Source organism: Streptomyces sp. NPDC086554 (assembly GCF_040686095.1).
Taxonomy (GTDB): Bacteria; Actinomycetota; Actinomycetes; order Streptomycetales; family Streptomycetaceae; genus Streptomyces.
The window spans coordinates 53,519-78,616 of sequence record NZ_JBFBJK010000019.1; the positions used below are offsets into that span (position 1 = coordinate 53,519).

Below are 25,098 nucleotides of genomic sequence, written 5' to 3' on the forward strand. Positions count from 1 at the left end.
GGTGGTTCGGCGATGCGGGGTGGTGCGGGGCCGGGCGCGCGCCTGGTCCTGGATCGTCCGGTGGTTGCGGTGACTGCCGCGACTGCGGTGGCTGCGGGGGCGCAAAAGGCTCCGGTGGCTGCGAGGCGACGGACGTACTGTGCTGTACGGCGGTGACGTGCGCGGCAGGTGTGTGGCGCCGTTCGGGCCCGCTGGGTGGCGCCGGTGGCTGGGAGGGGGTCGACGTACTGTGCTGTACGGCGGTGACGTGCGCGGCAGGTGTGTCGCGCCGTTCGGGCCCGCTGGGTGGCGCCGGTGGCTGGGAGGGGGCCGACCTACCCTGCCGTACGGCGGCGACCTGCGCCGCATACGTGTCAAGCCCCTCGGCCCCGCTGCCCGGCAGACCCGTCAGGCGTGGCAGCAGATCTCCGAAGGCGTTGACCTCGCCGACGGCGAACCGCCGCCAGCCGATGGCCGGCAGCAGGTCGACACCGACGCAGAGCGTGCCGGGGAAACAGGCGGCCGCGCGCTCACAGATCTCCAGAGCCTCGGCCCAGCGACCGCCCGAGGCCTCGATCGCTGCGGCCAACTCGCCGCGTGCGCCGCCCAGATGAAGGTTCGTCAGAGGCGAGCGGCTGGTGCGTACGACGGCGTGCGTGGCCCTGCCGCCGACGACCACGATCCGCAGATCGGCCACCCGCCCGTCCAGCGACGCCTTCGGCAGCCAGCGCTCGATGTGCAGGCCGTCGGGCGCGAGTCCGTCGACGATCGCGGCGATCTCCCGCTCGTCCCGATAGCGGCGCACCTGAAGAGAGTTGTGCAGCCGGCCGTCCGCGAGCTCGACGGACGTGGTGGCCTGGACGCGGCCGGGGCCCGCCGTCTCGACGGCCAGCACCCCGGACGCGGACGATCCGTGGGCGAGCTTGACGAAGGTCCTCGGCATGCGGTGCTCACGCATCAGGCCGCGAACGTCGTCCCAGCCGCGCACCGTCACCGTCGCGCCGGACGTGGGCGAGGCAGGAACGGGCACTCCCGCGCGGGCGAGCACGTCATGGCAGCGCCGCTTGTCGAAGAGCACGGAGAGCTCGCCGGGGTCATCGAGCCACACCCCGCCGTGCAGCGACCGCACGGCCGCGGTGAACCGCTCGTACCAACGTGCGCTGCCCTCCACGCGCGTGGGGTCGTCCATGCCGCGCAGCGCCCGGTCGACGTCGGCGTTCTCACCGGGGGAGTCGAGGCGCACGATCTCGTCCGCGGCGAAGTCGGCACCGCCGTCCCGCAGGACGTCGTGCCACGGCACGATCCGCGGCGCGGGGAGCGCGGCCTGCCGGACGGCCGAGACGAACAGCTCCACCCGGCGGTTCTCGGGATTGCCGACGACCGCGAACCGCAGGCCGGGGCCCGGCCCTCGACTACTCCCCGACGGCGACATAGCGGGCCCCCGATCGCAGTCGGGGGCGCGCGCGATGGAGATCCACCCGCACTCCGTGCGGCTCCAACGCGTCCAGGACGCGCGCCGCCATCGGCTCGGAGAGGAAGTGGTGGTGCAGATCGAGGTCCCGCAGATGCGTGAGCGGCTGCCCGTCGAGCAGCGCGGCTCCGCCCTCGTCGCTCAACGCCCCCATGGACAGGGTCAGGGACTTGAGCTGCGGCACCACGGGCGCCCCGGCGACCGCCGCCGCGATCTCGTCCTGGATGTCACTGTTCTGGAGGCCGAGATGACGCAGCGCGGGCAGTCGGCCGCCCGGCGAGAGCAGCGGGGCGACATCCGCCACGGAGGCATCGCCCCCGTACCAGTCCGTGCCCAGCCACAGCTCCAGGTGCTCCAGCGCCGGGAACTCGCAGGCGCCGAGCGCCCGGACGGGTGCGGCGGGCAGGCCGCCGGACTCGAACCGCAGACTGCGCAGGAAGTTATGACGCACCGGCTCCAGGACCAGAGCCTCGCCGCCGCGCGCCCCGAGCGTCTCCAGGCGGGGGAACGCCTTCAGAAGCGGCGTCAGATCCCCCAGCTTGATCCAGGAGATCTCCGATTCCTCGGACAGCACATCGGCGAGGAACAGCGCCCGCAGCCCCGCGAGCCCGTTCCGCTCGGCACAGAGCAGCTCGACGACCGGAGCGATGCCCACCTCGTCGTACTCGTCCCACCAGGGGCCGATGACCAGCGCACGCACCTTCTCCAAGGGCACGGCAGCCAAGAAGCGCCGCCACTGCCGCGCGAACACCTCCTCGCCCGCGTAGCTGTCGAACCGCCAGGCGACCGCCTCCGGCGGCGGCAGCTCGTCCTCCGCGGCATCACCCTCGAACGGGAAGGTGAAAACCGGCAGCCCGTCAAACTGCAACAGATGAGCCGTCGGATACCCCATGGCGTTCCCCCACTTCCCGAAGTCCGCTACTCGCCCACGGCCACGTAGCGCCAGACCGTGCCGTCGTCCTCCGTGTCCTCATCGGCGTCGTCCGCGCCGAGGTCGACCTCGACGCCCGCCGGGACCAGAGAGTCGCGCAGCCGCGTGCGCACGGCGGCGCTCAGGTAGTTGTGGTGCAGGTCGAGCTTCTTCAGGTGGGTGAGCGGCTGTCCGGCCAGGATTGCCGTGGCGCCGTCGTCCGTCAGCACGCCCATGGACAGGTCGAGGACCTCGAGCCGGGCCACCACCGGTGCGGACGCCATGGCGGTGGCGATCTCGTCCTGGATCTCGCTGTTGCGCAGGGCGAGATGGCGCAGGCTCGACAGCCGGGTGCCCGCGAAGAAGGGCTCCAGGTCAGTGAGCGACGCGTCGCCGCCGTAGTCGGACGTGCCGAGCCACAGGTCGAGTTGTTCGAGAGCGGGCAGATCGCTCGCGGCGATGCCGCGCACGGCTTCGGCGGGCAGACCGCCCGTCTCGACGACGAGCGTCTGGAGACGCTCGTGCCGCACCGCCGGAAACGTGAGGCCGGTGCCGCCGCGCACACCGAACTCCCGCAGCTCGGGAAACGCGTCGAGGAGCGGGCTGACATTGCCTTGGTTGATCCAGGAGATCTCGCACTCCTCCATCACCATGTCGCCCAGGAACACGGCCCGCAGGGCGGTCAGCTTCTCGCGCGCACCGATCAGGGCTTCGAGCACCGGCTCGGGCCCGCTGTCGTACGCGTCGCTCCACGCGCCCACGATGATCGCCCGCACCTGCGAGAGGTCGATGGTCCCGGCGAACCGGGCGAAGGCGTCGTCCCACTCCTCCTCGCTCTCGTACGAGTCGACGGAGATCCGCCAGGCCACTGAATCGGCCGCCGGAAGACCGTCCGTGGACCTCTCGTCGGCCTGCGGGAAGTCATGCGCGGGCAGACCGTGCAGCTCCGCCAGATGGTTACCGATGGTCATGTCCGCCCGCTCCCGAGTCCTGACGCGCCGATGCCGGCGCTCAACTGTGGCGATCGTGCGCTCGCACCGATCGGCCGATGTGCTGAATTTCTACCAAGCCCCACTGACAACGCACGCCGCAGGGCCCGCGACGGCGCTGCCAGGCCGCCGCTCGACGGCCGTTGTCAGACCCTCGCCGTACGGTCGGATGTCATGGGCGGTGCACCGTGCGCCGCGGGGAGGGGAAGACCCATGTACCGGCAGGGAGACGTGCTGATCGTGCCCGTCGCGGAGTCGGCGCTGCCGCCGCACATCGCGGACGTGCCGCAGGAGCCGAGGGACGCGCGCGGCCGGCTCGTGCTTGCCCTCGGCGAGGTGACGGGACACGCGCACGCCGTGGTGGGACCGGGACAACTCCTCCGCGCATCGGGCCCGTTCGGCCCGATGCTGCTCCATCTGCCCGACGGAGGGCGCGTGGTCCACGAGGAGCATGCGGCGATCCCGCTGCCGAAGGGCTGGTACCGAGTGGTCCGCCAGCGCGAGTACGTACCCGGTTCCGTACGCCTGGTGGCCGACTGAACCCCGCGCCGACGGAACGCGACCAGGAACCGGGACGGGCAGGCACGACATGAAGGAGACGGACGACATGACGACCGCTGAGCGGACACCCCTGCAGCAGCCGGATGTCGGGCACTGGCGGCAGGTGACGGCGGCCACCGGTCCCGCGGACCGCCCGGCGGCCGAGGCCGGGGTGCGCCTGGCCTACCGCAGGGCCGGGCTCCCCGAACCCGAGCGCATCCGGTGGGCCGCTTCACCCCGCGAGGCCGTGCGGCTCGTCACGGCGGAGCGGGACACCCTGGGCCGCAGCGTGCGCGACACGATCCGCAGCAACCCATGGGCGGCCGAACGCGACCGTCTGCACGGTCAGTTGGGCCCGTCCGGCTGGGGCGAACGCTGGAACGCGACCGGCGCCCGCCTCTGGGACACCACCCAGGCGCTCACCTCCCGGATCCGCACCGGCGTGGTGGACGAACTGGCGGACGGCAGCGGCAACGACGAGGTGTCCATCCGCCTCGTCCTGCTTGACGCGGTGCTCGGCCAGCACGAGGCGGCGTGGCTGTGCGCCTTCGACACCTCCGAGGGCAGCCCCCTGGACGGACTCGCTGCGGTGGCCCGCTCCGCGGGCTGGTGGTGGCCCTTCGAGCGCGAGGCGATCCTCTGCGAGCGCCCCACGGAACTGCACCGCGACGAGGCAGGCAGCCTGGACCGCGCCGACGGCCCCGCGCTCGCCTTCCCTGACGGCTTCGCCCTGCACGCCTGGCGCGGCATGCCGGTGCCGGGCGAGTTCCTGGACGAACTCTCCGCGCTGACCCCCGCGCGCATCCGCGCCGAGGAGAACGCGGAACTGCGCCGCGTGATGCTGGAGCACTACGGCTACGACCGGTACCTGACCGAGTCGGGCGCGGAGCCCGTGCACCGCGACGAGACGGGCGTGCTGTGGCGCATCCAACTGGTCGGCGACGAGGACGTCGTGATGGTCGAGGTGATCAACTCCACGCCGGAACCGGACGGCACGAGCCGCACCTACTGGCTGCGCGTCCCACCCACGACGCGTACGGCGAAGGAGGGCGTGGCCTGGACGTTCGGTCTGCACGCGGATGTGTACGACCCGGTCCGGCAGACCTGACCGGAAGGCCTGGGCGACATGCCGACACGGCGGAACGGCGGAACGGGACCCGACCCGACTCGACCGGGCCCCGGACCGCCGTAGGTCTCACAAGACCTCAGAAGACCTCGGAGAATCTCAGAAGGCGGCCTTCCCCGTCGAGTTGTTGCCGCCCTTGAACTCCAGGTAGAAGCCCCACCCGTTCGGGACGTTGTTCTTGACCACGGTCCACTGGCCCTTGGGCGCGGTCACCCAGCCGCTGCAGGGAATGTCCTTCCAGCAGGCGCGGACCGTGCGGGTGTAGTTGGTCTTGACGTTGATGTCCGCGCAGTTGCTGGTGGTGTACTTCCACCCGGAGTCGGGCCAGTACGCCCGGTCGACGCCGTTGCCGACGGCCGTGTAGCCCTTCGCACTGCCGTAGCAGGACTGGGCCTGCACGTCCTGCGGGGCGACGCCGCCCCCCGAAGCGGTCGCCGCGGCAGCCGTCCCGCCACCCAACATGACGGCGGCGAAAACGAACGGAACGATGCGTGTACGTGTACGCACTCTGGTTCCCCCTGTCTGAGGTCGCCCACGGCGGTCAACCGTGGGCGGCGGCGCGTCGGCCGCAGACAAGAAGGTAGGGAAGCGGGCCGGACCGCACGTCAACCCACGGCGGAAGATGTGCGTGAACTCTGGCGGTATGCGTCAACTACCGCTGTAGAACATCCGGAGCAGCGCCACGCATCATCACACGGAATCCGGCCGCCTCTCCTGGCTGATGATGCCGATCAGGAGTTTCGCGGCGACCGTCGCCCCGTCGGTGCGGAACATGCCGGCCACGGCAGTCGCCCGTGCGCCGGTCTCGGGAGTCAGGGCCGTCTTGAGCGCGGTGGACAGGGACTCGAAGGTCGGCGTCGGACCGTCGTGCGCCGCACCGATGCCCAACTCGGCCACCCGGCCCGCGAAGTACGGCTGATCCCCGAACTGGGGCACCACGACCTGAGGCGTACCGGCCCAGGTGGCCGTCGTCGTGGTGCCCGCGCCGCCGTGGTGGACGACGGCCGCCACCCGGCGGAACAGCGCTTGATGGTTGACCTCACCGACGACGAAGCAGTCGTCGGCGTCGTCGATCAGGGAGAGACCGGCCCAGCCGCTCCCGACGACCGCGCGGCGGCCCTGCGCACGGATCGCCTCGACGGCCGCCCGGGCGACGTCCTCCGGATCGCGCATGGGAATGCTGCCGAAGCCGACGTACACCGGCGGTGCACCGGCGTCCAGGAACGCCACCAGGTCGGCGGGCAGCGGCCGTTCGTCCGGCAGGACCCAGGCGCCGGTCTGTACGACTTCGAGGTCCGCCGGCTGCGGCCACGGCGCCAGGACCGGGTCCGTGGCAAGCCACGGGCGGTCGGTGAAGACATGGTCGCGGACGTTGTCCACCAGCGGCAGGCCGACCGACGCCCGGTGCGTGTTGACCGCTTCGCCGAACACCGCCTGAGCGTCCAGGGCTTCCTGGTCCCACAGCGCCTGGTTGTCGGTCACATCCGCTGGGAGCGGATGGCCCGGCCGCGCGAGCGGCGGGTGGTGCGGCGACGGCAGGGTGACGGGCTGGTGGCTGGCGTACACGTAAGGGATGCCCAGTTTCTCGGCGGCCGACTTCACACCGGCCACGGCAGGCACGATGCCGGTGGCCACCAGCACATCGCACCCCTCGGCCGCGGCGGTGACGTTGTCATGGAACGCGACGACCAGCTCGGCCGCGCGCCGGGGAACGCCTGCCGCCGTCGGCCGCGTCTTGCCGGTGGCCAATGCGCGCACCGACTTGCCGGTAGGCACCACCTCCACGCCGACCCCGGCGAGGCGCTGCGTGAACTCCTCGTCCGGCGGCGCGCACACCCGCACTTCCGCGCCGAGTTCCCGCAACCGCACCGCGAGCCCCACCAGCGGTTCGACGCCTCCGCGCGAATCATAGGCCGCCAACAACACGCGCATTCGTACTCCCATTTCCCATTCCCGCAGAATCCTGCTCAGGCCGGAGATTCTGCGGCACGACCGGGGCCTTGCCGCAAGCCCCATGGGGCGCTATAAGTTGAGAGTGGCAAGGAGCGAGTGCTCTCCTTGCCCTTTTTTGGTTCGCAGGGGTTCTCACCGTGCCGCGTACCCTTGTGACGTGACGATGTACAAGAGCGCCGATGTGAATGCCGACGCGATGATCGATGACCTCAGGACACTCGTCGAAATCGAGTCTCCGTCGCGCGATCGGGACGCCTTGACGGCATCGGCCAAAGCCGTCGCCGCCGTCATCGAGAACCGCATCGGCGGGCAGGCCGTCCTCGTCGAGAGCGAAGCCGGGCCGCATGTTCACTGGTCGGGTGGTGGCGATCCGCGCGTGCTGATCCTCGGTCACCACGACACGGTGTTTCCGCTCGGCACCCTCGCACGCCGTCCGTTCAAGGTCGAGGACGGCAAGGCGACCGGCCCCGGGGTCTTTGACATGCTCGGCGGTCTCGTGCAGGCCATTCATGGTCTGGCGGCGCTCGATGACCGGTCGGGCGTCGAGATTCTGGTGACCGCCGACGAAGAGGTCGGCTCCCGTTCCTCCCGCGCCCTCATCGAGGAGCGAGCCCTTGCCTGCGGCGCGGTCCTCGTCTTCGAGGGCGCCGCTGACGGCGGGGCCCTGAAGACCGGTCGCAAGGGCTGCGGCACCTTCCAGGTCTCCGTCACGGGCCGCGCGTCGCACGCCGGCCTCGAGCCGGCGGCCGGGGTCAACGCCCTAGTCGAAGCGGCGCATCAGGTGCTGCACATCGCGGCGCTTGGCCGCCCCGAGATCGGCACGACCGTCACCCCGACCGTCGCGGCGGCGGGAACGCTGGACAACGTCGTGCCCGCGGAGGCGACCGTCGTCGTCGACGTCCGTGTCGAGTCGGACGAGGAGAAGGAACGGATCGAGTCCGCCTTCGCGTCGCTGGTCCCGCATCTCGACGAGGCGGAGATCGCGGTTCAGGGAGCCGTCGGCCGGCCCCCGATGCCCGAGTCGGCGTCGACCGAACTCATCGCCCTGGCACGGCAGTTGCTTCCCGGTATCGAGGGCGTGGCGGTCGGTGGCGGCAGCGACGGCAACTTCACCGCCGCGCTGGGCGTGCCGACACTCGACGGCCTCGGCGCGGTCGGGGGCGGTGCGCACGCCGACCACGAGTACCTGGTGATCGACGCCATGGCCGAGCGGGCGAACCTTGTCACCGGCCTGGTGAAGGCACTGCGCGGGGGTTCGGGCTCGGCGAGCACCGCCTAGCGGTTCAGTGCGCTCCCGCTAACATGCCGACATGTCTGGAGAAACCGACCTCGCGAAGCTGCTGAGCGGCATGCGGCCCCAACTCAACCCGGGACGCTACGTCTTCACCGTCGGCCCGGGCCGCACGGTTCCCGCGGGCGTCGACCCGGTGGTCACGGTCCTGGAAGAGGAGGGGCTGACGCTCGTGCTGCGGCAGGAGGACGCGGACAGGGCCGGGCTCCCGTACGACTATGTCGCGGGCTGGATCACCCTGCGCATCCACTCCGCCCTGGAGGCCGTCGGCCTCACCGCCGCCATCGCCGGCGAACTCGCCCGGGCCGACCTGAGCTGCAATGTCGTAGCCGGTTTCCACCACGATCACCTCTTCGTGCCCCACGAGCGGGCGGAGGAAGCCGTGCGTCTGCTCCAGGCCACGGCCCTGCGCGGCCGGTCCGGAACCTGATCACAGGGTGGTGCGTCGTTGCAGGCATGCAGCGGGTGGAGAGCGATGCGGCGTCGCGGGCAGGGCGCAAAGATGGTCCGAAGTGGCTGCGGCGCATCGAGTGGCCGCGTTGGGGCACGGACGCGGCAGGCCGGTCGCCCTGGAAGCGTGGCCGGGTGCTCGCTGGCCTGGCCGTGCTCACCGCCGGGCTGCTGGCGTTCCCTTCCGCCGTGCCCAACTCCGTCGGCCGCGTCGGCAGCCTGCTGGAGACGTTTCTTCCCTGGCTCGGCCTCGCCGTTCCGCTGCTGTTCGTGCTTGCGCTGCTGCGCCGCTCGGCCACCGCGCTGGTCGCGCTGCTGCTTCCCGTCACCGTCTGGGGGAGCCTGTTCGGCGGGCCGCTGCTGCCGGAGGACCGCGGCGCCCACGACATCACGGCGGTCCAGCACAACGTCAGCGACGTGAATGCCGACCCGGCGGGCACCGCACGTGCCCTGATCGAGGCAGAACCGGAACTCGTCGCCCTGGAGGAGCTGACACCGTCCGCCCTGCCGGTCTACGAGAGGGCGCTGGCACCGACGTACCCCTACCGTGCGGTCGAAGGCACGGTCGGCCTGTGGTCGAAGTACCCGCTGTCGGACGTCCGGCCGCTCGACATCAAGCCGAAGGGGATCGGCGATGGCTGGCAACGCGCGGTGCGGGCGAGGATGCGGGTGCCACAGGGTGATGTCGCGGTGTACGTCGCCCACTTGCCCTCGGTCCGGGTCGGCTGGAGCGGCTTCGGTTCCGGGCGGCGGGACGAGAGCGCCGGGCTCCTTGCCGCGGCCCTGGCGGCCGAGCGCCTCGACCGGGTGATCCTGCTGGGTGACCTCAACAGCACGGTGGACGACCGGGGGTTGGGCCCGGTCACCTCGCGGATGGACCCGGTGGGGCGGGACTTCGCCTTCAGCTGGCCCACGGCCTTCCCCGTGTCCCGGATCGACCACGTCCTGACCCGGGCGGCGACCGTCACCCACGTGAGGACGCTGCCCGCCACCGGCAGCGACCACCTGCCGATCGCCGCCGACATCAGGCTCTGCTGCGGAAGAGCAGATGCATGAAGTACGGCGTCCCGACCACCGCCGTCATGAGTCCCGCGCCCAGCTGAGCGGGCGCGATCAGTGTGCGCCCCAACAGATCCGCGACGCCGACGAGAGCCGCCCCGAGGATCATGGCCACCGGAAGCACCCGCACATGCCGGCGTCCCACGAGCGCGCGTGCCGCATGCGGTGCCACGAGCCCGACGAAGCCGATGGTGCCCGCGGCGGCGACGGCGGTCGCGCTCAGGAGCACGCTCAGCAGGAGGAACCCGAAGCGTCCGCCGGCCAGTTGCAGCCCGAGGAGCCGCGGGGTGTCGTCGTCGAGGGAGACGAGGTCGAGTTCCGTACGCCGCGCGAACGCCACGGCCACACCGACGGCGAGCACGACGGCGAGCGGCGCAATGTCGGTCAGGCTCCGCCCGTAGGTCGAACCCGAAAGCCAGGTGAGCGCCTTGGTCGCGTTGAACGGGTCGGTGAGGACGATGAGCAGGCTGATGAGCGCCGTCGTCCCGGTGGACACGGCCACGCCGACGAGGACGAGACGGTTCTGCTGGAATCCGCCCCGGGCGGCCAGGCCGAAGACGACGGCGGAGGCGAGCAGGGCGCCGGTGAACGCCGCTCCCGCGATGCCCCACGACCCGGCGAGCGGCACGGTGGTGACGAGCAGTACGGCGCCGAGTGCGGCCCCGCCCGACACACCGAGAATGCCGGGCTCGGCCAGCGGATTACGCGTCACCGCCTGCACGAGCGTCCCCGACAGGGCGAGCGCCGCGCCCGCGGAGAGCGCGGCGAGCACCCGCGGAACCCTTGTGTCGAGCACGAAGGTGACGGTCTGACCCGCCCGGCCCCGGGCCCAGTTGACCACGTCCCCAAGGAGCAGCTTCGCGTCGCCGAGGAGCACGGAGGCGATGGTCAGGCCGACGAGTACGGCGACAAGCACCACCAGGGTGATGAGAAAGGCGGTCCGGCTCGGGATGCGCAGCCGGTCCATCGCGCCGGCGGCTCCGGTGTCCCGCACCCGCACGGCCATCACCATGAGGAACACGGCTCCCACCAGGCTGGTGACGACTCCCGTGGGCACCGCGACCGCGGTCTCGGCGGTGATGAGGGACCGCAGGAGCACGTCCGAACCGAGGACGAGGCCTGCGCCGACCAGACCGGCGACCGGTATGGTCCCGCGCGCCCGCACAAAGCCCTTGAACCTGCGGCCGAGCGGCCGCACCAGCGCCGGTGCGCAGAGCCCCACGAACCCGATCGGCCCGGCGAGCGTCACCGACGCGGCGGAGAGCAGCGCCGCGAGCACCACCACCGTGACGCGGGTGGAGCGGACGGGTACGCCGAGCCCGCGGGCGGCGTCGTCCCCCAGAGCGAGAGCGTCGACGCGGCGGGCGAGCAGCAGAAGACCGACGAGGCTCACTACGGCGATGGGCGCCATCTGCAGTACGCCGCTGAAGCCGTTCTGCCCGATGCTGCCCTGGTTCCACTGGTAGAGGCCGTCGGTCTCCTCGGGGAACAGCAGGAGCAGCCCTTCGGTGATGGAGCCGAGGCCGAGGGCGAGGGCGCTTCCGGCGAGGACGAGGCGCACCGTGCCGGTGCCGAGCCCGGAAAGGCTGAGCACGACCGCCGCGGCCGCGAGCCCGCCGACGAACGCGACCCCGGAGGAGGCGAGCAGCGGCAGCGACGTACCGGTGACGGCGAGCAGGCCGAGCCCCAGGTAGGAACCGGCGTTCACCGCGAGGGTGTCCGGTGCGGCGAGCACGTTGCGGCTCACGGCCTGCAGTGCGGCGCCCGCCATGCCCAGGCAGACGCCGACGAGGAGACCGGCGGCCATCCGGGGCAGGCGCGAGGCGATGACGACGGAGGAGTCGCCCGCGTCGGCGCGGCCGGTGAGCGCCTTGACTATCTCCTGCGCGGCGACGTCGGCCGTGCCCTGCGTGATGTCGACGACGGCGAGGACGGCGACCAGGAGCAGCAGTCCGGCCGTCACCGCGGCCGCGCCCGTCCTGGACGCCGCCGACGTGCGGGTCGCGGTGGTCGGTGCGGTGACGGCCATGGCGCTACTTCGTCAGGGCGTCGGTGAGGGCGTCGATGTACGCGCCCATCGACTCGGGTCCGCCGAACATCCAGATGCCGTCGGGCAGTTGGTGGACGTCACCGGCCTTCACGAACGGCAGCGACTTCCAGACGGCGTTCTTGGCGAGGTCCTTGGCGAACGGGTCACGGTCGCCGCTGCTCTCGCCCCCGATGTAGGCGAACTGGACGTCGTCGCCGAGGCCGGTGAGGCCTTCGACGTCGGTGGTGGCGAGCCCGTAGTCCTTGTCGCCCTTCATCTTCCAGGCGTTCTTCAGGCCGAGCCGCTTGTTGACGTCACCGATGAGGGAGCCGTCGGTGTAGGGGCGGATCGAGACCTGGTTGGAGGCGACGTAGCCGTCGGCGAAGGCGATCTTCGTCCCGGCGAGACCGGCCTTGTCGAGCTTCTTCTTGCCGGCGGCGATCTTGGCCTCGAACTGCTTGTTGAGAGCGGCCGCCTGCTTCTCCTTGCCCGTTGCCTTGGCGATGAGGTCGAGGTTCTCCGTCATCTGCCCGATCGGGTCGGACGCGTCGGCGGGGCGCACCGTGAGGACGGGGCCGACCTTCTTCAGCTGCTTCACCGCGGAGGCAGGCAGGTCGGTCGTGGCGAGGATGAGGTCCGGCTTGAGCGAGGCGATCGTCTCCATGCTCGGCTCGCCGCGGGTGCCGATGTCCTTGGGGGTGTTCTTGGGGGTGTTCTTGAGGGGGACGACGGAGTCCCACGTCTTGTAGCCCTTGACGTCGGAGACGCCGACGGGGTCGACGCCGAGGGAGACGAGGCTCTCGACGACGTTCCACTCGGTGCCCACGACCTTCTTCGCGGGGCCGTCGAGCGTCACCTTCGCGCCGGTCGCGTCGGTGAGTTTGATCTGGTCGGTGGCCTTGTCCGCGCCGTCGGACGCGGGCTCGGTCGTTCCGCAGGCGGCCAGGGAGAGGGCGGCGGCGGTGACGACGGCCGCGGTTCTGATGAGTCGTCTCATGAGGTGGTGCGGAGCCTTTCGGTGCGAGTGTGGTGGCGGCCGATGGCGCGGGTGCGCAGGCGACCGGTCAGCGGGTCGGTGTCGACATCGATGCGGATGCCGTACGTGTCGGTGAGGCGTTCCGGCGTCAGTACGTCCTCGGGGGCGCCGTCGGCGATGATCCGCCCCGCGTGGAGCAGGGCGATCCGGTCGGCGACGGCCGCCGCCTGGTCGAGGTCGTGCAGGACGACACCGACGGCGATCGCGTGGTCGTCCGCCAAGTCGCGTATGAGATCGAGGAGTTCGACCTGATAGCGCAGATCGAGATACGTCGTGGGCTCGTCCAGAAGCAGCACGCCGGTCTCCTGGGCGAGACAGCTCGCGAGCCAGACGCGCTGGAGCTGCCCTCCGGAGAGCTGGTCGGCACCGCGCCCGGCGAGGTCCTCGACGCCCGTCATGCGCAGCGCCCGGTCCACCGCGTCGGGCCCTTCGGGATCGGCCCGGCCCCACCGGCCCCGGTAGGGATACCGCCCGAACTCGACGACGTCCCGCACGGTCAGCCCGCTGGGTGTGGGCCGCGCCTGGGTCAGCAGAGCGACGTGCCGCGCGAACTGCCGGGAGGTGAGGGCGAGCCCGTCGGTGCCACCGTCGAACGTCAGTGTTCCCGTCCGGGCACTCTGCAGCCGCGCCAACGCACGCAGCAGCGTCGACTTGCCGCTGCCGTTGGGCCCCGCGAGCGCGGTCACTTCACCGGGCCTGAGGGAGACGGCGGCATCGTGCACGACGTCAACACCGTCGTACGCCACGGTCACATCTTCGGCGGCCAGCTCATGCCCACGTTCACGCCCACGCGAACGTGCGGAACCGACTTTTTGCTCACCAGCTTTCACGCGATGAAGGTTAGCCTAACCTAAGTGGCTTGAATGCAGTGGTTCCGAACCCAGGGGTTCCCGAGCAACTGGTTCGGCACATCGGCCGGTCCCCAGGCGGTGGGGAATCAGCGGCAGAGGGCCGTGTCCACGACGCCATCGACATGCTTCATGACTGCCTTGTCGGGCGGCTGGACGGTCACCGCGACGTTGGCGGCGCGGCCGTCGCCCGTGGCGCCGCCCCGGGTCTCGTAGCCCGTGGTGCTGCCGCCGTGGCCCCAATAGACGCCGCCACACGACAAGGGCCGGCTCACGAGGCCGAGTCCGTAGCGGGCTCCCGGGCCGAAGTATTCGGCGGGGACGGTGGTGCGCATCTCGGCGAGCTGGGCCGCCGGGAGGAGGCGGCCGGCCAGGAGCGCGGTGAAGAAGCGGTTGAGGTCGGAGTTGGTGGAGATCATCTGGCCTGCCGCCCAGCCCCAGGACGGGTCGAATTCCGTGACGTCCAGCGGGGCGCCTGCGGAATCCCGGTCGTAGCCCTTGGGGTGGGGTTCGCGGATGGTCGCGTCGCCGGGGGCGGGGAAGTAGGTGTGGCGCAGCCCGATGCGTTCGATGACGCGCCGGTCGATCTCTTCGGCGACGGAGTGGCCGGTGACCTTTTCGACGATCAGGCCGGCCAGCACGTAATTCGTGTTGCTGTACTTCCATTTCGCCCCGGGAGCGAAGTCCGCCTTGTGCTGGAGGGCGAGGTCGAGGAGCTCGTGGGGCGCGTAGTACCGGGGTTCGCCGGCGAGGTACTTGACGTAGTTGGGCAGTCCGCTGGTGTGCTGCAGGAGCTGACGGACGGTGATGTGGCGTCCGTCGATGCCCTCCCCGCGGACGAGGCCCGGCAGATAGGTGTCGACCGGGGCGTCGAGGCCGATCCTCCCTTCGCCGACCAGTTGCAGCACGACCACCGCGGTGAACGTCTTGGTGTTGCTGCCGATCCGCACCTGACCGTCCCTGGGCACCTTCGAGCCCGTGGCCAGGTCGCCGACCCCCGCGGTGTACGTACGGCTGTGGCCCTCGCGGTCGTCCTTGACGCTCGCCAGGGCGGCCGGTACGCCGTCGGAGCGGACCAGCGCGTTCAGACCCTGCTGCACCTCGTCCTGCCTGGCGGCGGCGGACGCCGCCGGAGACGCGAGGACACCCACCGTCATGGCGCCGACGGCCACCGCGGCCGCGGCCCGCGCGGCTCTGCGCCGGCCACCCCGCTGCCGCTCGGAAGGACCAAACCTCTGCCATGTCTGCTCACGCACGGGCCAACTCCCACGGAATCGTCGGAAAACTTCCGGCATATGCCGGACCCAGCATTTCCGGCGGCGGCCGCCCGGGACGATCCTGCTGGCAGCCCGCTCGGGGTAGGGGTAACCCCCCCATTGCCGACCTGCGAAGACGGTGAGGACTGGCGGGCGCGGCCAGCGGAGGGATGATGGAGTGGAACCCGGCCCCTGAGGGAGGCAGAGCACGAGGTGGACGAAGAGATCCTGCCCTTCGCTCCGGTGCACCCCGGGCTGCCGTTCGCCGATGGGGCCGCCGGGGCGCTGCTCGACGCGAAGGGCCAGATCATCGGGTGGACGCCGGCGGCGGAGGAACTGTTCTCCCTGCCCGCCGACAAGGTCTGCGGGCGCCGCCTCCGTGAGCTGCTCAAGGACCCCGGCGCCGGGCCGGGACCACCACCGGCTGAGCTGCGGTCAGGAGCCTGGTCCGGCGAGGCCGTGGTGCGTACCGGCGAAGGCGGGGAGCTGAAGGTCGAGTTCCAGGTCCTGCCGCTCATGGACGCCTCCGTGAGCGACGGGGCTCCTGCGGATCCCGCCCGGTACTTCGTGCTCGCCGCCCCCGCGAGGACCGCGGACCGGTGGCGGCAGGACCAGGCGTTCACCAGGGAGCTGTTCCTGCAGGACCGTCTTGGCCTCGCCGTCTTCGACGAGGAGCTGCGGCTGGTCAGGACGAACACCCATCTGCTCCCGTACACGGGTCTCCCGACGGAACTGCGCGGCCGTCGCCTTGGGGACTTCCTGCAGGCCAAGGATGCCGCGGCCGTTGAACAGCGGTTGCGGGAGGTGCTGCGGACGGGGCTTCCGCTCGTCCGGGTGGAGGAGACGGTCCGGACCAGCGAGGACCCCGGGGGCGGCGCGGTGATGGCCATCTCGGCGTTCCGGCTGCAGGATGCCGACGGGCAGGTGTTCGGCGTGACCGCGCTGTTCACGGATGTCACCGAGCTGCGCCGCGCAGGCGAGCGCCTGGCCGTACTGCACCGCGCGACCGCGGCCGTCGGTGCCTCGCTGTCGGTGGCCGGTACGGCCGAGGACCTGGCCGCTGCACTGGTGCCCGCCTTGGCCGACCTCGCCGTGGTGGAGATCGCGGAGGCCGTGTTCACCGGTGAGGAGCCGGCCCCCGCCCCGGACGGCAGCATGCCGCTGCGGCGGACCGCCGTGGCCGGGCGGACATCGGCCGAGGCGCCCCGCGACAGTGTCGTCCAGGCCAGTCCCGACGATCCGGCGAACCCCGACGATCTGCTCACCTCGATGACCGTCCCGCTGAGCGCGCGGGGCAGCGTGCTCGGACGCGTGGCCGTCCACCGCGAGGCAGGCGAACCGTCGTACGAGGCAGCCGACTTGGAGCTGCTGCGGGAGATCGCCGGACATGCCGCCCTGGCCCTGGACAACGCCCGCCGCTACACCCGCGAACACCGCGCGTCCGTGGGCCTGCAACGCAGCCTGCTGCCGCCGTCGCAGGCCGAGACCGTCGCCGTGACCACCGCGGGTGCGTATCTGCCGGCGGACACGGGCACCGGTGTCGGCGGCGACTGGTTCGACGTGATCCCGCTGTCGTCCGCCCGTGTCGCCCTGGTCGCGGGCGACGTCGTCGGCCACGGCCTCGGGGCCACGGCCACGATGGGGCGTCTGCACACCGCGGTCCGCACCCTCGCCGACCTCGATCTCGAACCGGACGAGCTCCTTGAGCACCTCGACGATCTGGTCTCCCAACTCCGCGTGGAGACCGACGAACCCGAGCAGTCCGATGACGCGGCGGAACGCACCCGCCCGCGGCCCGACCCGATCGGCGCCACCTGCCTGTACGCCGTCTACGACCCGGTGTCCCGGCGGTGCAGTGTGGCCTCCGCCGGGCACCCTCCGCCCGCCGTGGCGGCGCAGGACGGGACCGTCACCTTCGTGCCCGTGAATCCCGGTCCGCCCTTGGGCGTGGGTGGCCTGCCCTTCGAAGTGGCCGAGGTCGATGTGGAGCCGGAGAGCATCATCGCCCTCTACACCGACGGTCTGATCGAGAGCCGCGAGCGCGATCTCGACGAAGGCATGGCCGAGCTGACCCGCCGTCTGTCGGGGCCGGGCGTCTTCGACACCCCGCTGCGGGAACTCGGCCTGGACATCGTCTCCGCACGCCCCTCCCACCACCTGACCGACGACATCACCCTGCTGCTCGCCCGCACCCATGCGCTGCCGCCCGAGGACCAGGTGGTCTGGCCGGTGGCCGCCGACCCGGCCGCCGTCGCCGACGTACGCGGGGCCACAGCCCGGCAACTGGAGGTCTGGGGCCTCACGGACCTTGCCTTCACCACCGAACTCGTGCTGAGCGAACTGGTCACCAACGCCATCACTTACGCCGGTGGCCCGGTCGAGGTACGCCTGATCCGCGCGGGCAGCCTGATCTGCGAGGTCTCCGACCCGAGCGCCACCCAGCCGCGCATGCGCCGCGCCCTGCTCACCGACGAGGGCGGCCGTGGCCTGTACCTGGTCGCCCAGCTCACCACGCGGTGGGGCTGCCGCTACACCCGGCAGGGCAAGACGATCTGGGCCGAGCAGGAGATCCCCGAGGGGGCGGGCGGCCGCCAACCCCGCTGCCCCCCGTCGAGCAGCGCGCGGACGTCGTAGGCCGAGCTGAACACCTCGCGCACGCCCTGAGGTCAGTCAGGTTCCGCGGAGTCACGGCGCCGCAGCAGCTGAGCGGTGATGAAGGCGGCGACCGAGGCGGTCACGATCAGCGGCATCTGGTTGTACGCGTCGTCGCCGAGCAGCAGGACCGCGAGGATGGCGCTGGTGAGCGGCAGTCCGGTGATGCCGGCGGCGGCCGCGAGACCGAGGGCCAGGCCCGGTGTCGTACCGAGTCCGGGGAGTCCGGAGCAGGCGATGCCGATCGCGGCGATCAGGACTGCGGCGGGGACGCCCCACAGGAAGTCGCCCGCGTCCGGGTTGACGTCGGGCGGCAGTTGGGGGAGCTGCAGGCCGCCGACCGAGAGGCCGGTCCATTTGCCGAAGCCGGTGAAGACGAGTGCGCCCGTCGCGCTGGCGAGCAGGCAGGGCAGCAACAGGATGACCAGCTGGGTGCTGCCGAGCCCGGCGGCCTCGACGACCATCACTGAGGCCACGACCGGGCCGCCGAGGATCGTGGAGATCGCCGCGGTGGATCCGGTGGTGGCGAGCACGATGGGCGCGAGGATCAGCCCGGCGAGGAGCAGCGCGGGCAGCGGCCACCACCACACAGAGCAGCAGCAGGCGCAGATAGCCGCGGCTGAGCAGCGTGGTGCGCAAGGTGTCGGCGGGCGAGTGGGCTCGGCGGCCTCGGGGGTGCTCACATCACCCATGCATGGCCCCCTGGACTTCGCCGTACGGCGGTTGGCAACAGATGGGGCTCAGTAAAGAACGAGGGCGCAAACAGCGCACCTCGGGCGACCGATGCCGCTCGGCCCACCGGCGGGTCCGAGCGGCCCGACAAGGGCGTGGCAGCAGCTCAGTGCGCCGCCCCCGACCAGCCGTCGCCGCACGGGCCGCCGCCCGCCGCCGCGGGCACGGTGACGTCGGACCCGTCCGGCGCGACCAACGGCAGGTACCACTGGGCGATCTCCACCGAGGTCTGCGGTACGTAGTGGAAGATCAGCGACATGCGGAAGCGGTCCTCCGTCGTGTTGGGCAGCGAGCCGTGCACCAAGCTGCCGTGGAAGAACAGGACATCGCCCGCGCCCATCACCGTCTGCACGGCCGGCATGCCTGCCGGAGGACGCACCAGACCGGTGGTGAACGACTCCTGGTCGTCGGCCGTCTCGGGGCACACCACGTCCATGGTGTGCGAGCCGGGGACCACGGACAGCGCACCGTTCGCCGCGTCGCAGTCGTCGATCGCGATCCAGGCGGCGATGCATGTCTCCGGGTGGGCCCGGAGGAAGTAGTTGTCCTGGTGCAGCGCCTGGCCGCGTGCGGAGGGCGGCTTGAAGTAGAACATCGACTGCGCGCCGAAGGCCGGGCCGATGAGTTCGGTGACGATGTCCAGGACGCGGGGGTCGGTCATCAGCCGGCGGGCGATCGACCCGACCTCCAGGTCCGGGTGCCGGTGCGGCTGCATGAAGCGGGGGAAGCGGGCCAGGATGTCGTCATCGGCGAGGCCGTCCCGCGCGCCCAGGCGGCGCCGGTCCCGTACGACCTGATCCATGAACGCCGCGCGGATCGTCTCGACCTCGCTGGAGTCGAGGAGGCCGTCGACCTGGACCATGCCGTCGGCGGCGTAGCGCTCGGCCCGTTGCGACGCCGGTGCTGTATCGAGTGTCATGTTCTCCATCGTGTTCACCGGCCCCGTGGCCGGGAATCGGACTTCGAGGACTTCACATGGAAGATGCTGCCGCGGGGCGTGGCGCGCGGACGCGTCCGCAGGTCGTCGCCACGTCCGAGAACCGGGTCGTCGCGCGCCGACTCGCGGCCGGCCGCGACTACCGGACCGTGCGGCACGCCGGCACGGACGACTGGCTGCTCCTCTTCACCTGCCGGGGGCGGGGCAGGATCAGGAACGCGGGAGCGGCCGACGTACACGCCGACGGCAGATCCTTCGTCGCGATCGCGCCCGGCACCCCCCACGACTACGGCACCGATGCCGCGGCCGGGGACTGGCTCCTGCTCTGGGCCCATGTCCAACCGCAGCCCGAGTGGCTCGCCCTGCTCGACTGGCCGCAGGTGGCGCCCGGCGTGGGACGTGTGCTGCTGCCCGACCCGCTCGCCGACCGCGTCGCGGCCGCGCTGACCCGAGCCGTGTCCCTGAGCAACAGCGCGCTGGCGAACGCCGCGCTCTTCGGCGTCAACGCGGTGGAGGAGGCGTTGCTGTGGTGCGACACGCAGAATCCCCGCGGTGAGCGGATGGACCCACGCCTGCTGGCCGTCCTTGAGCACCTGAGCACCTGCCTGGCCGCCCCGCACACCGTCCGTTCCCTCGCGCGCGTCGCCGGCCTCTCGGAGTCCCGCCTCTCCCGCCTGTTCACCGCCCAGTTCGGTACGAGCGTCATGGCGCACGTCGAAGAGCGCCGCATGGACGTGGCGTGCCGACTGCTGCGCCTTTCGTCCCTGCCGGTGCGCGACGTAGCCCGGCAGGTCGGCTACAACGACCCCCTCTACTTCTCCACGCGCTTCCGCCGCGCCCTGGGCTGCTCGCCATCGGCGTACCGCGATGCGGTCTGAGGCCTTGGCGCAAAGTAGACGGCGATTCGGCCGCGGATGTCGAGAACGAAGCGGCGTCTCCGTCCCAGGGACACAGCGGCCACGCGCGGCCGCGCGACAGTGGAGGACGGCGAGTCATGGACCCCGAGCAGATCGCACAGGAGCTGGCCGACGCCCACGAGTTGTTGAGCCAGGCGTCAATGGCGCGGCTGGCATACAACGGACTCGACGGGCTGCCACGCGTCATCCCGATCGGGATCTTCTGGACCGGCGACGAGATCGTCATGTCCACCGCGGCCACGGCGCCCAAGGTAAGAGCGCTGTCCGCCCGCCCCGAGGTCGCCCTGACCATCGACGCCGGCGACACCCCTGGCTCGGCCAGGACACTGTCGGTGCGCGGCGTCGTGCACCTCACCGTCGTCGACGGGGTGGTTCCGGAGTACCTCGCGGCCGCGCGGAAGAACTTCGACGCCGAGTACGCGGCCGAGTTCGAGCGGAACTGCCGGGCTATGTACGACCAGATGGCGCGTATCGCGGTCGAGCCGCGGTGGGCACGGTTCTACGACTTCGGTGCCGGCCGAATGCCGCAGTTCCTCGCCGAACTCGCCGCGAAGTCGAGCTGACCGCGTCGTCCGTCCTCAGGTCGGAAATTCGGGTGACCCCGGGATCCGGGCGCGTTACCGTCGGCCGTATGAACGTCACCGGCCCAAGCACCACCGCGACCGCGCGAGCGACCAGCTCGCCGGTTGCCGCCGCCTGACGTATTTCCCCCTCTCCACCGGCGACCGGAAACGGTCTGCCGGTGGTTCCGTGGCGTTCCCGCCCCGTGCCGCTCCGCGGACCGTCCTCCGGTGCCTCCCCGCTGTGCACGCGAAGGAGCCACCCCATGAACACCGAACACGTCGTCCGTACGTTCGTCGAGTACTTCGAGGACCGCGGTCACCGCCGGATCACCGGCTCGACACTGCTGCCACCGACCGGCGACCCGGTCCTGTTCACCACCTCGGGCATGCATCCCCTCACCCCGTACCTGGAGGGGCGCCCGCATCCGCTGGGCAGGCGGCTGGTCAATGTGCAGCGCTGTCTGCGCACCACGGACCTGGACGAGGTCGGCGACTCCACCCATCTGACGGTCTTCGAGATGCTCGGCACCTGGTCCCTGGGCGACTACGAGGGTCCCATGAGCCTCGACTGGGGCTACGGGCTGCTCACCGAGGGATTCGGCATCGATCCCGGTCTGCTGCACGTCACCGTCTTCCGCGGCGACGGCCAAGTTGGCTTGGACACCGCCTCCTTGGAGCTGTGGCAGGAGCGCGGGGTGCCGGTGGAGCTCACCGTCGAGGACAACTGGTGGTCCAACGGACCGACCGGCCCGTGCGGCCCCGACTCGGAGATCTTCATCTGGACCGGCACCACCCCGCCCGAGTCGACGCCGACGGGCGACGACCGCTGGGTGGAACTCTGGAACCACGTGATGATGCGTCATCGCCGGCTCATCGACGGTTCGCTCGTCCCCCTCCCGCAGCGCAACATCGACACCGGGCTCGGCCTGGAACGGCTGGCCACTGTGCTGCAGGGGCGGATGTCGGTGTTCGAGTGCGACCTGTTCGACCCCTGGCGGCGTCTCGTGCCGACCCTGTGGCGGCTGGACGAACCGTCGCTGCGGCTGGTCTGCGACCACCTGCGCTCGGCCATGGTGGTGATCGGCGACGGGGTGTGCCCGGCCAACACCGGCCGCGGCTATGTGCTGCGCCGACTGGTACGCCGAGTACTCACCGTGCTGTGGCGGGACGACCCCTCGCGTGGCCTCGGAGACCTGCCGGACGAACTCGTCCTGCACACCCTTGACCACTTCCGTCAGGACGTGGACGCCGACGACGTGCGCCGGGTGCTGCTCGAGGAGGAGCGCCGCTTCCGCCGGCTCCTGGAGCGTGGCCGGCAGGTGCTGTCCCGGCCCCGGTTCCGCGGCCCGCTGGGCGAGGAGGACCTCCACTACCTTCACGACACCCATGGCCTGCCGCGCGACCTCGTCCTGAGCCTGCGCCCGGAGTGATCCGGGGGGGGGGATCCGGAGCGTGCGTACTGGGGCTGTCCCCAAGGGAGTTCGGCCCGGTAGCCCGATGGTCCGAGGCGGCGCGCATTCCTAGCGTGGTGATCGATTTCTTCAGCCGATTCAGCCGATTCAGCCGATTCAGTCGATCCAGTCGATCCAAGGAGCACGATGCGCGTCGCCCCAGCAGTCACCGCAGGCCTGGCCCTGGCCGGACTACTCGTCGGCGGAGTTGCCGCCGCCACCCTCCCCGGTTCCTCCGAACAGCCCCGCCAGAAGCTCAGTTGGGGCCGCTGCTCCGCCGACCAGAAGGCCTTGAACGAGGCGGGCGCGCAGTGTGCGAAGGTGACTGTCCCGCTCGACTACGCCGACCCCGGCGGTCGTACGATCCAGATCGCGATCTCCCGCATCAAGGCGAAGTCGCCGGGCGAGCGGCGCGGCATCCTGCTCTCGAACCCCGGCGGCCCCGGCGGGACGGGCCTGGCGAACACCCTCGCCCTGCGCCCCGCGCTGAAGGACGTGGCGGACCGATACGACCTGATCGGCTTCGACCCGCGCTTCCTCGGCGAGAGCACCCCCGTCACCTGCGGCAGGACCCCGCGCCCGACGCCGCCCCCGGAGACCACCACCCCGCGCAAGGATTTCGAGGCAGCGGTGCGCTCCGCGCGCGACACCGCACGCCGCTGCCAGGAGCACGGCGACAACGCCCAGTTGCTGCCGCATGCCTCGACCCGCAACGTCGCCCGCGACATGGACGCCATCCGCGCGGCACTCGGCGAGCGCACGCTCTCGTACTACGGCATCTCGTACGGCGCCGACCTGGGCGCCGTCTACACGCAGCTCTTCCCGCGCCGGGCCGACCGGTTCGTCCTGGACTCCTCGACCGATCCGGCGGCCACGCAGTACGAGTTGTTCCAGCGGTCGGGCGCGCCCGCGGAGGCAGCTCTGGACGGTCAGGTGCGGTCGGATGCAGGGAAGTTGATCGAGCGGGCCGAGCGGCACCCCATCGCGGTCGACGGCCAACGGCTCAACGCTCCGTTGCTGCGCATCGTGTTCAAGCAGCTCGTCCAGCACGAGGAGAACGACCCCCAACTGGCCAGTGTCGTCGGTGACTTGAAGAAGGCCGCCGCGGGCGAGCTCGACAAGCCGGGGCCCGCGCTCGCCTCGCTCCTGGAACTGCTCGCCTCGCCCGAGCTGGAGAGCAGCATGGTCGGCGGCGCGATCTTCATGTGCGGCGACGGGGGCTGGCCCGCGGGCGGCTGGCCGAAGAACCCGGAGACGTACTGGAAGAACATGCAGCGCAGCCGCGCCACACAGCCGGTCTTCGGTCCGTACGTCAACGGAATGATCGCCCCGTGCGCGTTCTGGGGAGCTGAGCCGCGCGAACCCGGCACGAAGATCGACAATGCCGTGCCCGTCCTGATGCTCCAGGCCCGATACGACAACAACGTTCCCTACGACGGCGCCGTCGCCCTGCACCGCAAGCTCACCGGCTCGCGTCTGCTGACGGCCGACATCCGTTCGCACGGCGTCTACGGACGCGGCAACGACGGCCTCACGCCCGTCGCGTGCGCCGACCGGACCGTCAACGACTATCTGCGCGACGGGAAGCTCCCCGCCGCCGACTTCACCTGCCCCCGCCCGACGGGCAAGGCGGAGGACAAGGCTGGAAAGGCAGATAAGAACGAGGGGGAGCGGTGAGCGCGAACACCCCGATCGTCAGCAGGCGTACCGGTCTGACGGCCGCCGCGGCCGCCCTGCTCACGGGCGTGGCGGGCGCCCCCGCCGCCACGGCGTCGCAGCGCACGCCCCACGCGGCCCGGGACGCCTCTTCGCTCCAGAAGGACGTCGACGCGATCCTGGCCACCGGAGTGTCCGGCATCCTCGCCGAGGTGCAGGGCTCGCACGGCCGTACGAGCGCACGTGCGGGCGTCGCGGATCTCGCGGAGAAGGGGCCCGTGCCCTGGGACGCGTACTACCGCATCGGCAGCGACACCAAGACCTTCACCGCCACCGTCGTACTCCAACTCATCGGCGAGGGACGGCTGAAGCTCACCGACACGGTCGACCGATGGCTGCCCGGAGCGGTCCGTGGCCACGGCAACGACGGCCGCCGCATCACCGTCACCAACCTGCTGCGGCAGACCAGCGGCCTGAACGACTACTTCGCCGCGGGCGCCGGCGACCTCACCCCGGAGAGCTACCACCGCCACCGCTTCCGCTCGCAGACGCCCGCCGAACAGCTGACGGCGGCGCTGAGCAAGCCGCCGCAGTGGCTGCCCGACGCGAACGATCCTGCGCAGGAACGGCGTTGGGGTTACTCCAACACCAACTACACCGTTGCCGGGATGCTCATCGAGCAGGTCACCGGACACCCCTGGGCGCAAGAGATCCACGAGCGGATCATCGAACCCCTCGGCCTGCGCCACACGCTCACCCCGGGCACCTCCTCCTATGTGCCGGGGCCGACGGCCACCGCGTACACGCACTTCCCAGGCGACCCGCGGCCGACCGACACGACCCTCAACTCCGGAGGGGGAGCGGACGGCGGCATCATCACGACGGCACGCGATCACGGTGTCTTCCTACGTTCCCTGATGAGCGGCCGACTGCTGCGGCCCGCCCAGCTGGCGGCGATGAAACAGACCGTGCCCGCCGATCTGATCCCCGTGCCCGGCGTCCGCTACGGCCTGGGCATCGCCTGGCGGCCGGTGGCCGGGCGTGACGACGGCATCTGGTTCCACGGCGGAACCAGCCTCGGCTGTGTCTCCGAGTGCGGTGTGACCCCGGACGGCTCCACCGCCGTGACCAGCGCGGCCTTCACCCTCAGGCTCGGCGGGCGGCAGGCGGAGGAACAGGCCGCGCGGACCCTCCGCATGGTCGATGCGGCGCTGCGGGCCGCCCCAGGGGGAGGCTGAAGCGGCAGTTATCTT

21 protein-coding genes and 1 pseudogene are annotated in these 25,098 nt (G+C 71.3%); 11 read left to right on the top strand and 11 right to left on the bottom strand.

The genetic code is table 11. From position 1 onward, the window contains the following. Positions 1-325: 325 nt before the first annotated feature. From AB0O76_RS28680 to AB0O76_RS28690, 3 genes and pseudogenes are all read right to left on the bottom strand, one after another. A pseudogene (locus tag AB0O76_RS28680) lies at positions 326-1,411 on the bottom strand (STM4014 family protein); the annotation flags it as partial. Next, positions 1,392-2,342 (bottom strand): STM4015 family protein, encoded by a 951-nt coding sequence (locus AB0O76_RS28685; RefSeq protein WP_365496829.1) that lies wholly within the window; start codon positions 2,340-2,342, stop codon positions 1,392-1,394. The pseudogene AB0O76_RS28680 and the gene AB0O76_RS28685, both read right to left, overlap by 20 nt. A 26-nt stretch (positions 2,343-2,368) precedes the next feature. Then, the gene (locus AB0O76_RS28690; protein ID WP_365496831.1) at positions 2,369-3,331 is read right to left on the bottom strand and encodes an STM4015 family protein; all 963 of its coding nucleotides are present in this window, start codon (positions 3,329-3,331) and stop codon (positions 2,369-2,371) included. 231 nt (positions 3,332-3,562) lie between these two features. Between AB0O76_RS28690 and AB0O76_RS28695 the strand changes: the two genes are divergently transcribed. Further along, complete coding sequence (locus AB0O76_RS28695; RefSeq protein WP_365496833.1) at positions 3,563-3,889, top strand: hypothetical protein; 327 nt, start codon at positions 3,563-3,565, stop codon at positions 3,887-3,889. Between the two features lie 67 nt (positions 3,890-3,956). Continuing rightward, positions 3,957-4,997, top strand: a complete 1,041-nt coding sequence (locus AB0O76_RS28700; RefSeq protein ID WP_365496835.1) for a DUF6745 domain-containing protein — start codon at positions 3,957-3,959, stop codon at positions 4,995-4,997. Between the two features lie 117 nt (positions 4,998-5,114). On the opposite strand, the gene AB0O76_RS28705 is transcribed toward AB0O76_RS28700, so the two are convergent. Both AB0O76_RS28705 and AB0O76_RS28710 read right to left on the bottom strand, forming a co-directional pair. Next, positions 5,115-5,522: a hypothetical protein gene (locus AB0O76_RS28705; RefSeq protein ID WP_365496837.1), complete on the bottom strand. Its 408-nt coding sequence runs from the start codon at positions 5,520-5,522 to the stop codon at positions 5,115-5,117. 183 nt (positions 5,523-5,705) lie between these two features. Further along, positions 5,706-6,947 (bottom strand): glycosyltransferase, encoded by a 1,242-nt coding sequence (locus AB0O76_RS28710; protein ID WP_365496839.1) that lies wholly within the window; start codon positions 6,945-6,947, stop codon positions 5,706-5,708. Between the two features lie 184 nt (positions 6,948-7,131). Here AB0O76_RS28710 and AB0O76_RS28715 point away from each other — a divergent pair, with 184 nt between their 5' ends. The 3 genes from AB0O76_RS28715 to AB0O76_RS28725 are packed head-to-tail and all read left to right on the top strand — an operon-like array spanning position 7,132 to position 9,765. Beyond that, a complete protein-coding gene (locus AB0O76_RS28715) occupies positions 7,132-8,247 on the top strand; it encodes a M20 family metallopeptidase (RefSeq protein ID WP_365497110.1) in 1,116 nt (371 codons plus the stop codon). Between the two features lie 31 nt (positions 8,248-8,278). After that, entirely contained in the window at positions 8,279-8,689 is a 411-nt protein-coding gene (locus AB0O76_RS28720) for an ACT domain-containing protein (RefSeq protein WP_365496841.1), read from the top strand. A gap of 26 nt (positions 8,690-8,715) precedes the next feature. Further along, positions 8,716-9,765, top strand: a complete 1,050-nt coding sequence (locus AB0O76_RS28725) for an endonuclease/exonuclease/phosphatase family protein (RefSeq protein WP_365496843.1) — start codon at positions 8,716-8,718, stop codon at positions 9,763-9,765. On the opposite strand, the gene AB0O76_RS28730 is transcribed toward AB0O76_RS28725, so the two are convergent. The 4 genes from AB0O76_RS28730 to AB0O76_RS28745 all read right to left on the bottom strand — a co-directional run bounded on the left by AB0O76_RS28730 (position 9,734) and on the right by AB0O76_RS28745 (position 14,838). Then, complete coding sequence (locus AB0O76_RS28730; protein WP_365496845.1) at positions 9,734-11,797, bottom strand: iron ABC transporter permease; 2,064 nt, start codon at positions 11,795-11,797, stop codon at positions 9,734-9,736. The two genes, AB0O76_RS28725 and AB0O76_RS28730, sit on opposite strands and share 32 nt — an antisense overlap. 4 nt (positions 11,798-11,801) lie before the next feature. Continuing rightward, positions 11,802-12,794 carry an iron-siderophore ABC transporter substrate-binding protein gene (locus AB0O76_RS28735; protein WP_365496847.1) on the bottom strand — a complete coding sequence of 331 codons (993 nt, stop codon included), beginning with the start codon at positions 12,792-12,794 and terminating at the stop codon, positions 11,802-11,804. Beyond that, positions 12,791-13,663, bottom strand: coding sequence for an ABC transporter ATP-binding protein (locus tag AB0O76_RS28740; protein ID WP_365496849.1), 873 nt, complete (start codon positions 13,661-13,663; stop codon positions 12,791-12,793). Before AB0O76_RS28740 ends, AB0O76_RS28735 begins: the two co-directional genes overlap by 4 nt. 107 nt (positions 13,664-13,770) lie before the next feature. Then, the gene (locus tag AB0O76_RS28745; RefSeq protein WP_365497112.1) at positions 13,771-14,838 is read right to left on the bottom strand and encodes a serine hydrolase domain-containing protein; all 1,068 of its coding nucleotides are present in this window, start codon (positions 14,836-14,838) and stop codon (positions 13,771-13,773) included. A gap of 312 nt (positions 14,839-15,150) precedes the next feature. On the opposite strand from AB0O76_RS28745, the gene AB0O76_RS28750 reads away from it, so the two are divergent. Then, positions 15,151-17,571 (top strand): SpoIIE family protein phosphatase, encoded by a 2,421-nt coding sequence (locus tag AB0O76_RS28750; protein ID WP_365496851.1) that lies wholly within the window; start codon positions 15,151-15,153, stop codon positions 17,569-17,571. 32 nt (positions 17,572-17,603) lie between these two features. On the opposite strand, the gene AB0O76_RS28755 is transcribed toward AB0O76_RS28750, so the two are convergent. After that, positions 17,604-18,281, bottom strand: a complete 678-nt coding sequence (locus AB0O76_RS28755) for a hypothetical protein (RefSeq protein ID WP_365496852.1) — start codon at positions 18,279-18,281, stop codon at positions 17,604-17,606. 146 nt (positions 18,282-18,427) lie between these two features. Next, positions 18,428-19,240 (bottom strand): phytanoyl-CoA dioxygenase family protein, encoded by an 813-nt coding sequence (locus AB0O76_RS28760; RefSeq protein ID WP_365496854.1) that lies wholly within the window; start codon positions 19,238-19,240, stop codon positions 18,428-18,430. 56 nt (positions 19,241-19,296) lie between these two features. Between AB0O76_RS28760 and AB0O76_RS28765 the strand changes: the two genes are divergently transcribed. The 5 genes from AB0O76_RS28765 (at position 19,297) to AB0O76_RS28785 (ending at position 25,083) form a co-directional block, all read left to right on the top strand. Continuing rightward, complete coding sequence (locus AB0O76_RS28765) at positions 19,297-20,136, top strand: helix-turn-helix domain-containing protein (RefSeq protein ID WP_365496856.1); 840 nt, start codon at positions 19,297-19,299, stop codon at positions 20,134-20,136. 116 nt (positions 20,137-20,252) lie between these two features. After that, a complete protein-coding gene (locus AB0O76_RS28770) occupies positions 20,253-20,738 on the top strand; it encodes a pyridoxamine 5'-phosphate oxidase family protein (RefSeq protein WP_365496858.1) in 486 nt (161 codons plus the stop codon). Positions 20,739-21,001: 263 nt separating this feature from the next. Continuing rightward, the gene (locus AB0O76_RS28775; RefSeq protein WP_365496860.1) at positions 21,002-22,168 is read left to right on the top strand and encodes an alanine--tRNA ligase-related protein; all 1,167 of its coding nucleotides are present in this window, start codon (positions 21,002-21,004) and stop codon (positions 22,166-22,168) included. 168 nt (positions 22,169-22,336) lie between these two features. After that, entirely contained in the window at positions 22,337-23,866 is a 1,530-nt protein-coding gene (locus AB0O76_RS28780) for an alpha/beta hydrolase (RefSeq protein ID WP_365496862.1), read from the top strand. Then, a complete protein-coding gene (locus AB0O76_RS28785) occupies positions 23,863-25,083 on the top strand; it encodes a serine hydrolase domain-containing protein (protein WP_365496864.1) in 1,221 nt (406 codons plus the stop codon). The genes AB0O76_RS28780 and AB0O76_RS28785 overlap by 4 nt, the downstream gene beginning before the upstream one ends. The last annotated feature ends 15 nt before the right edge of the window (positions 25,084-25,098 follow it).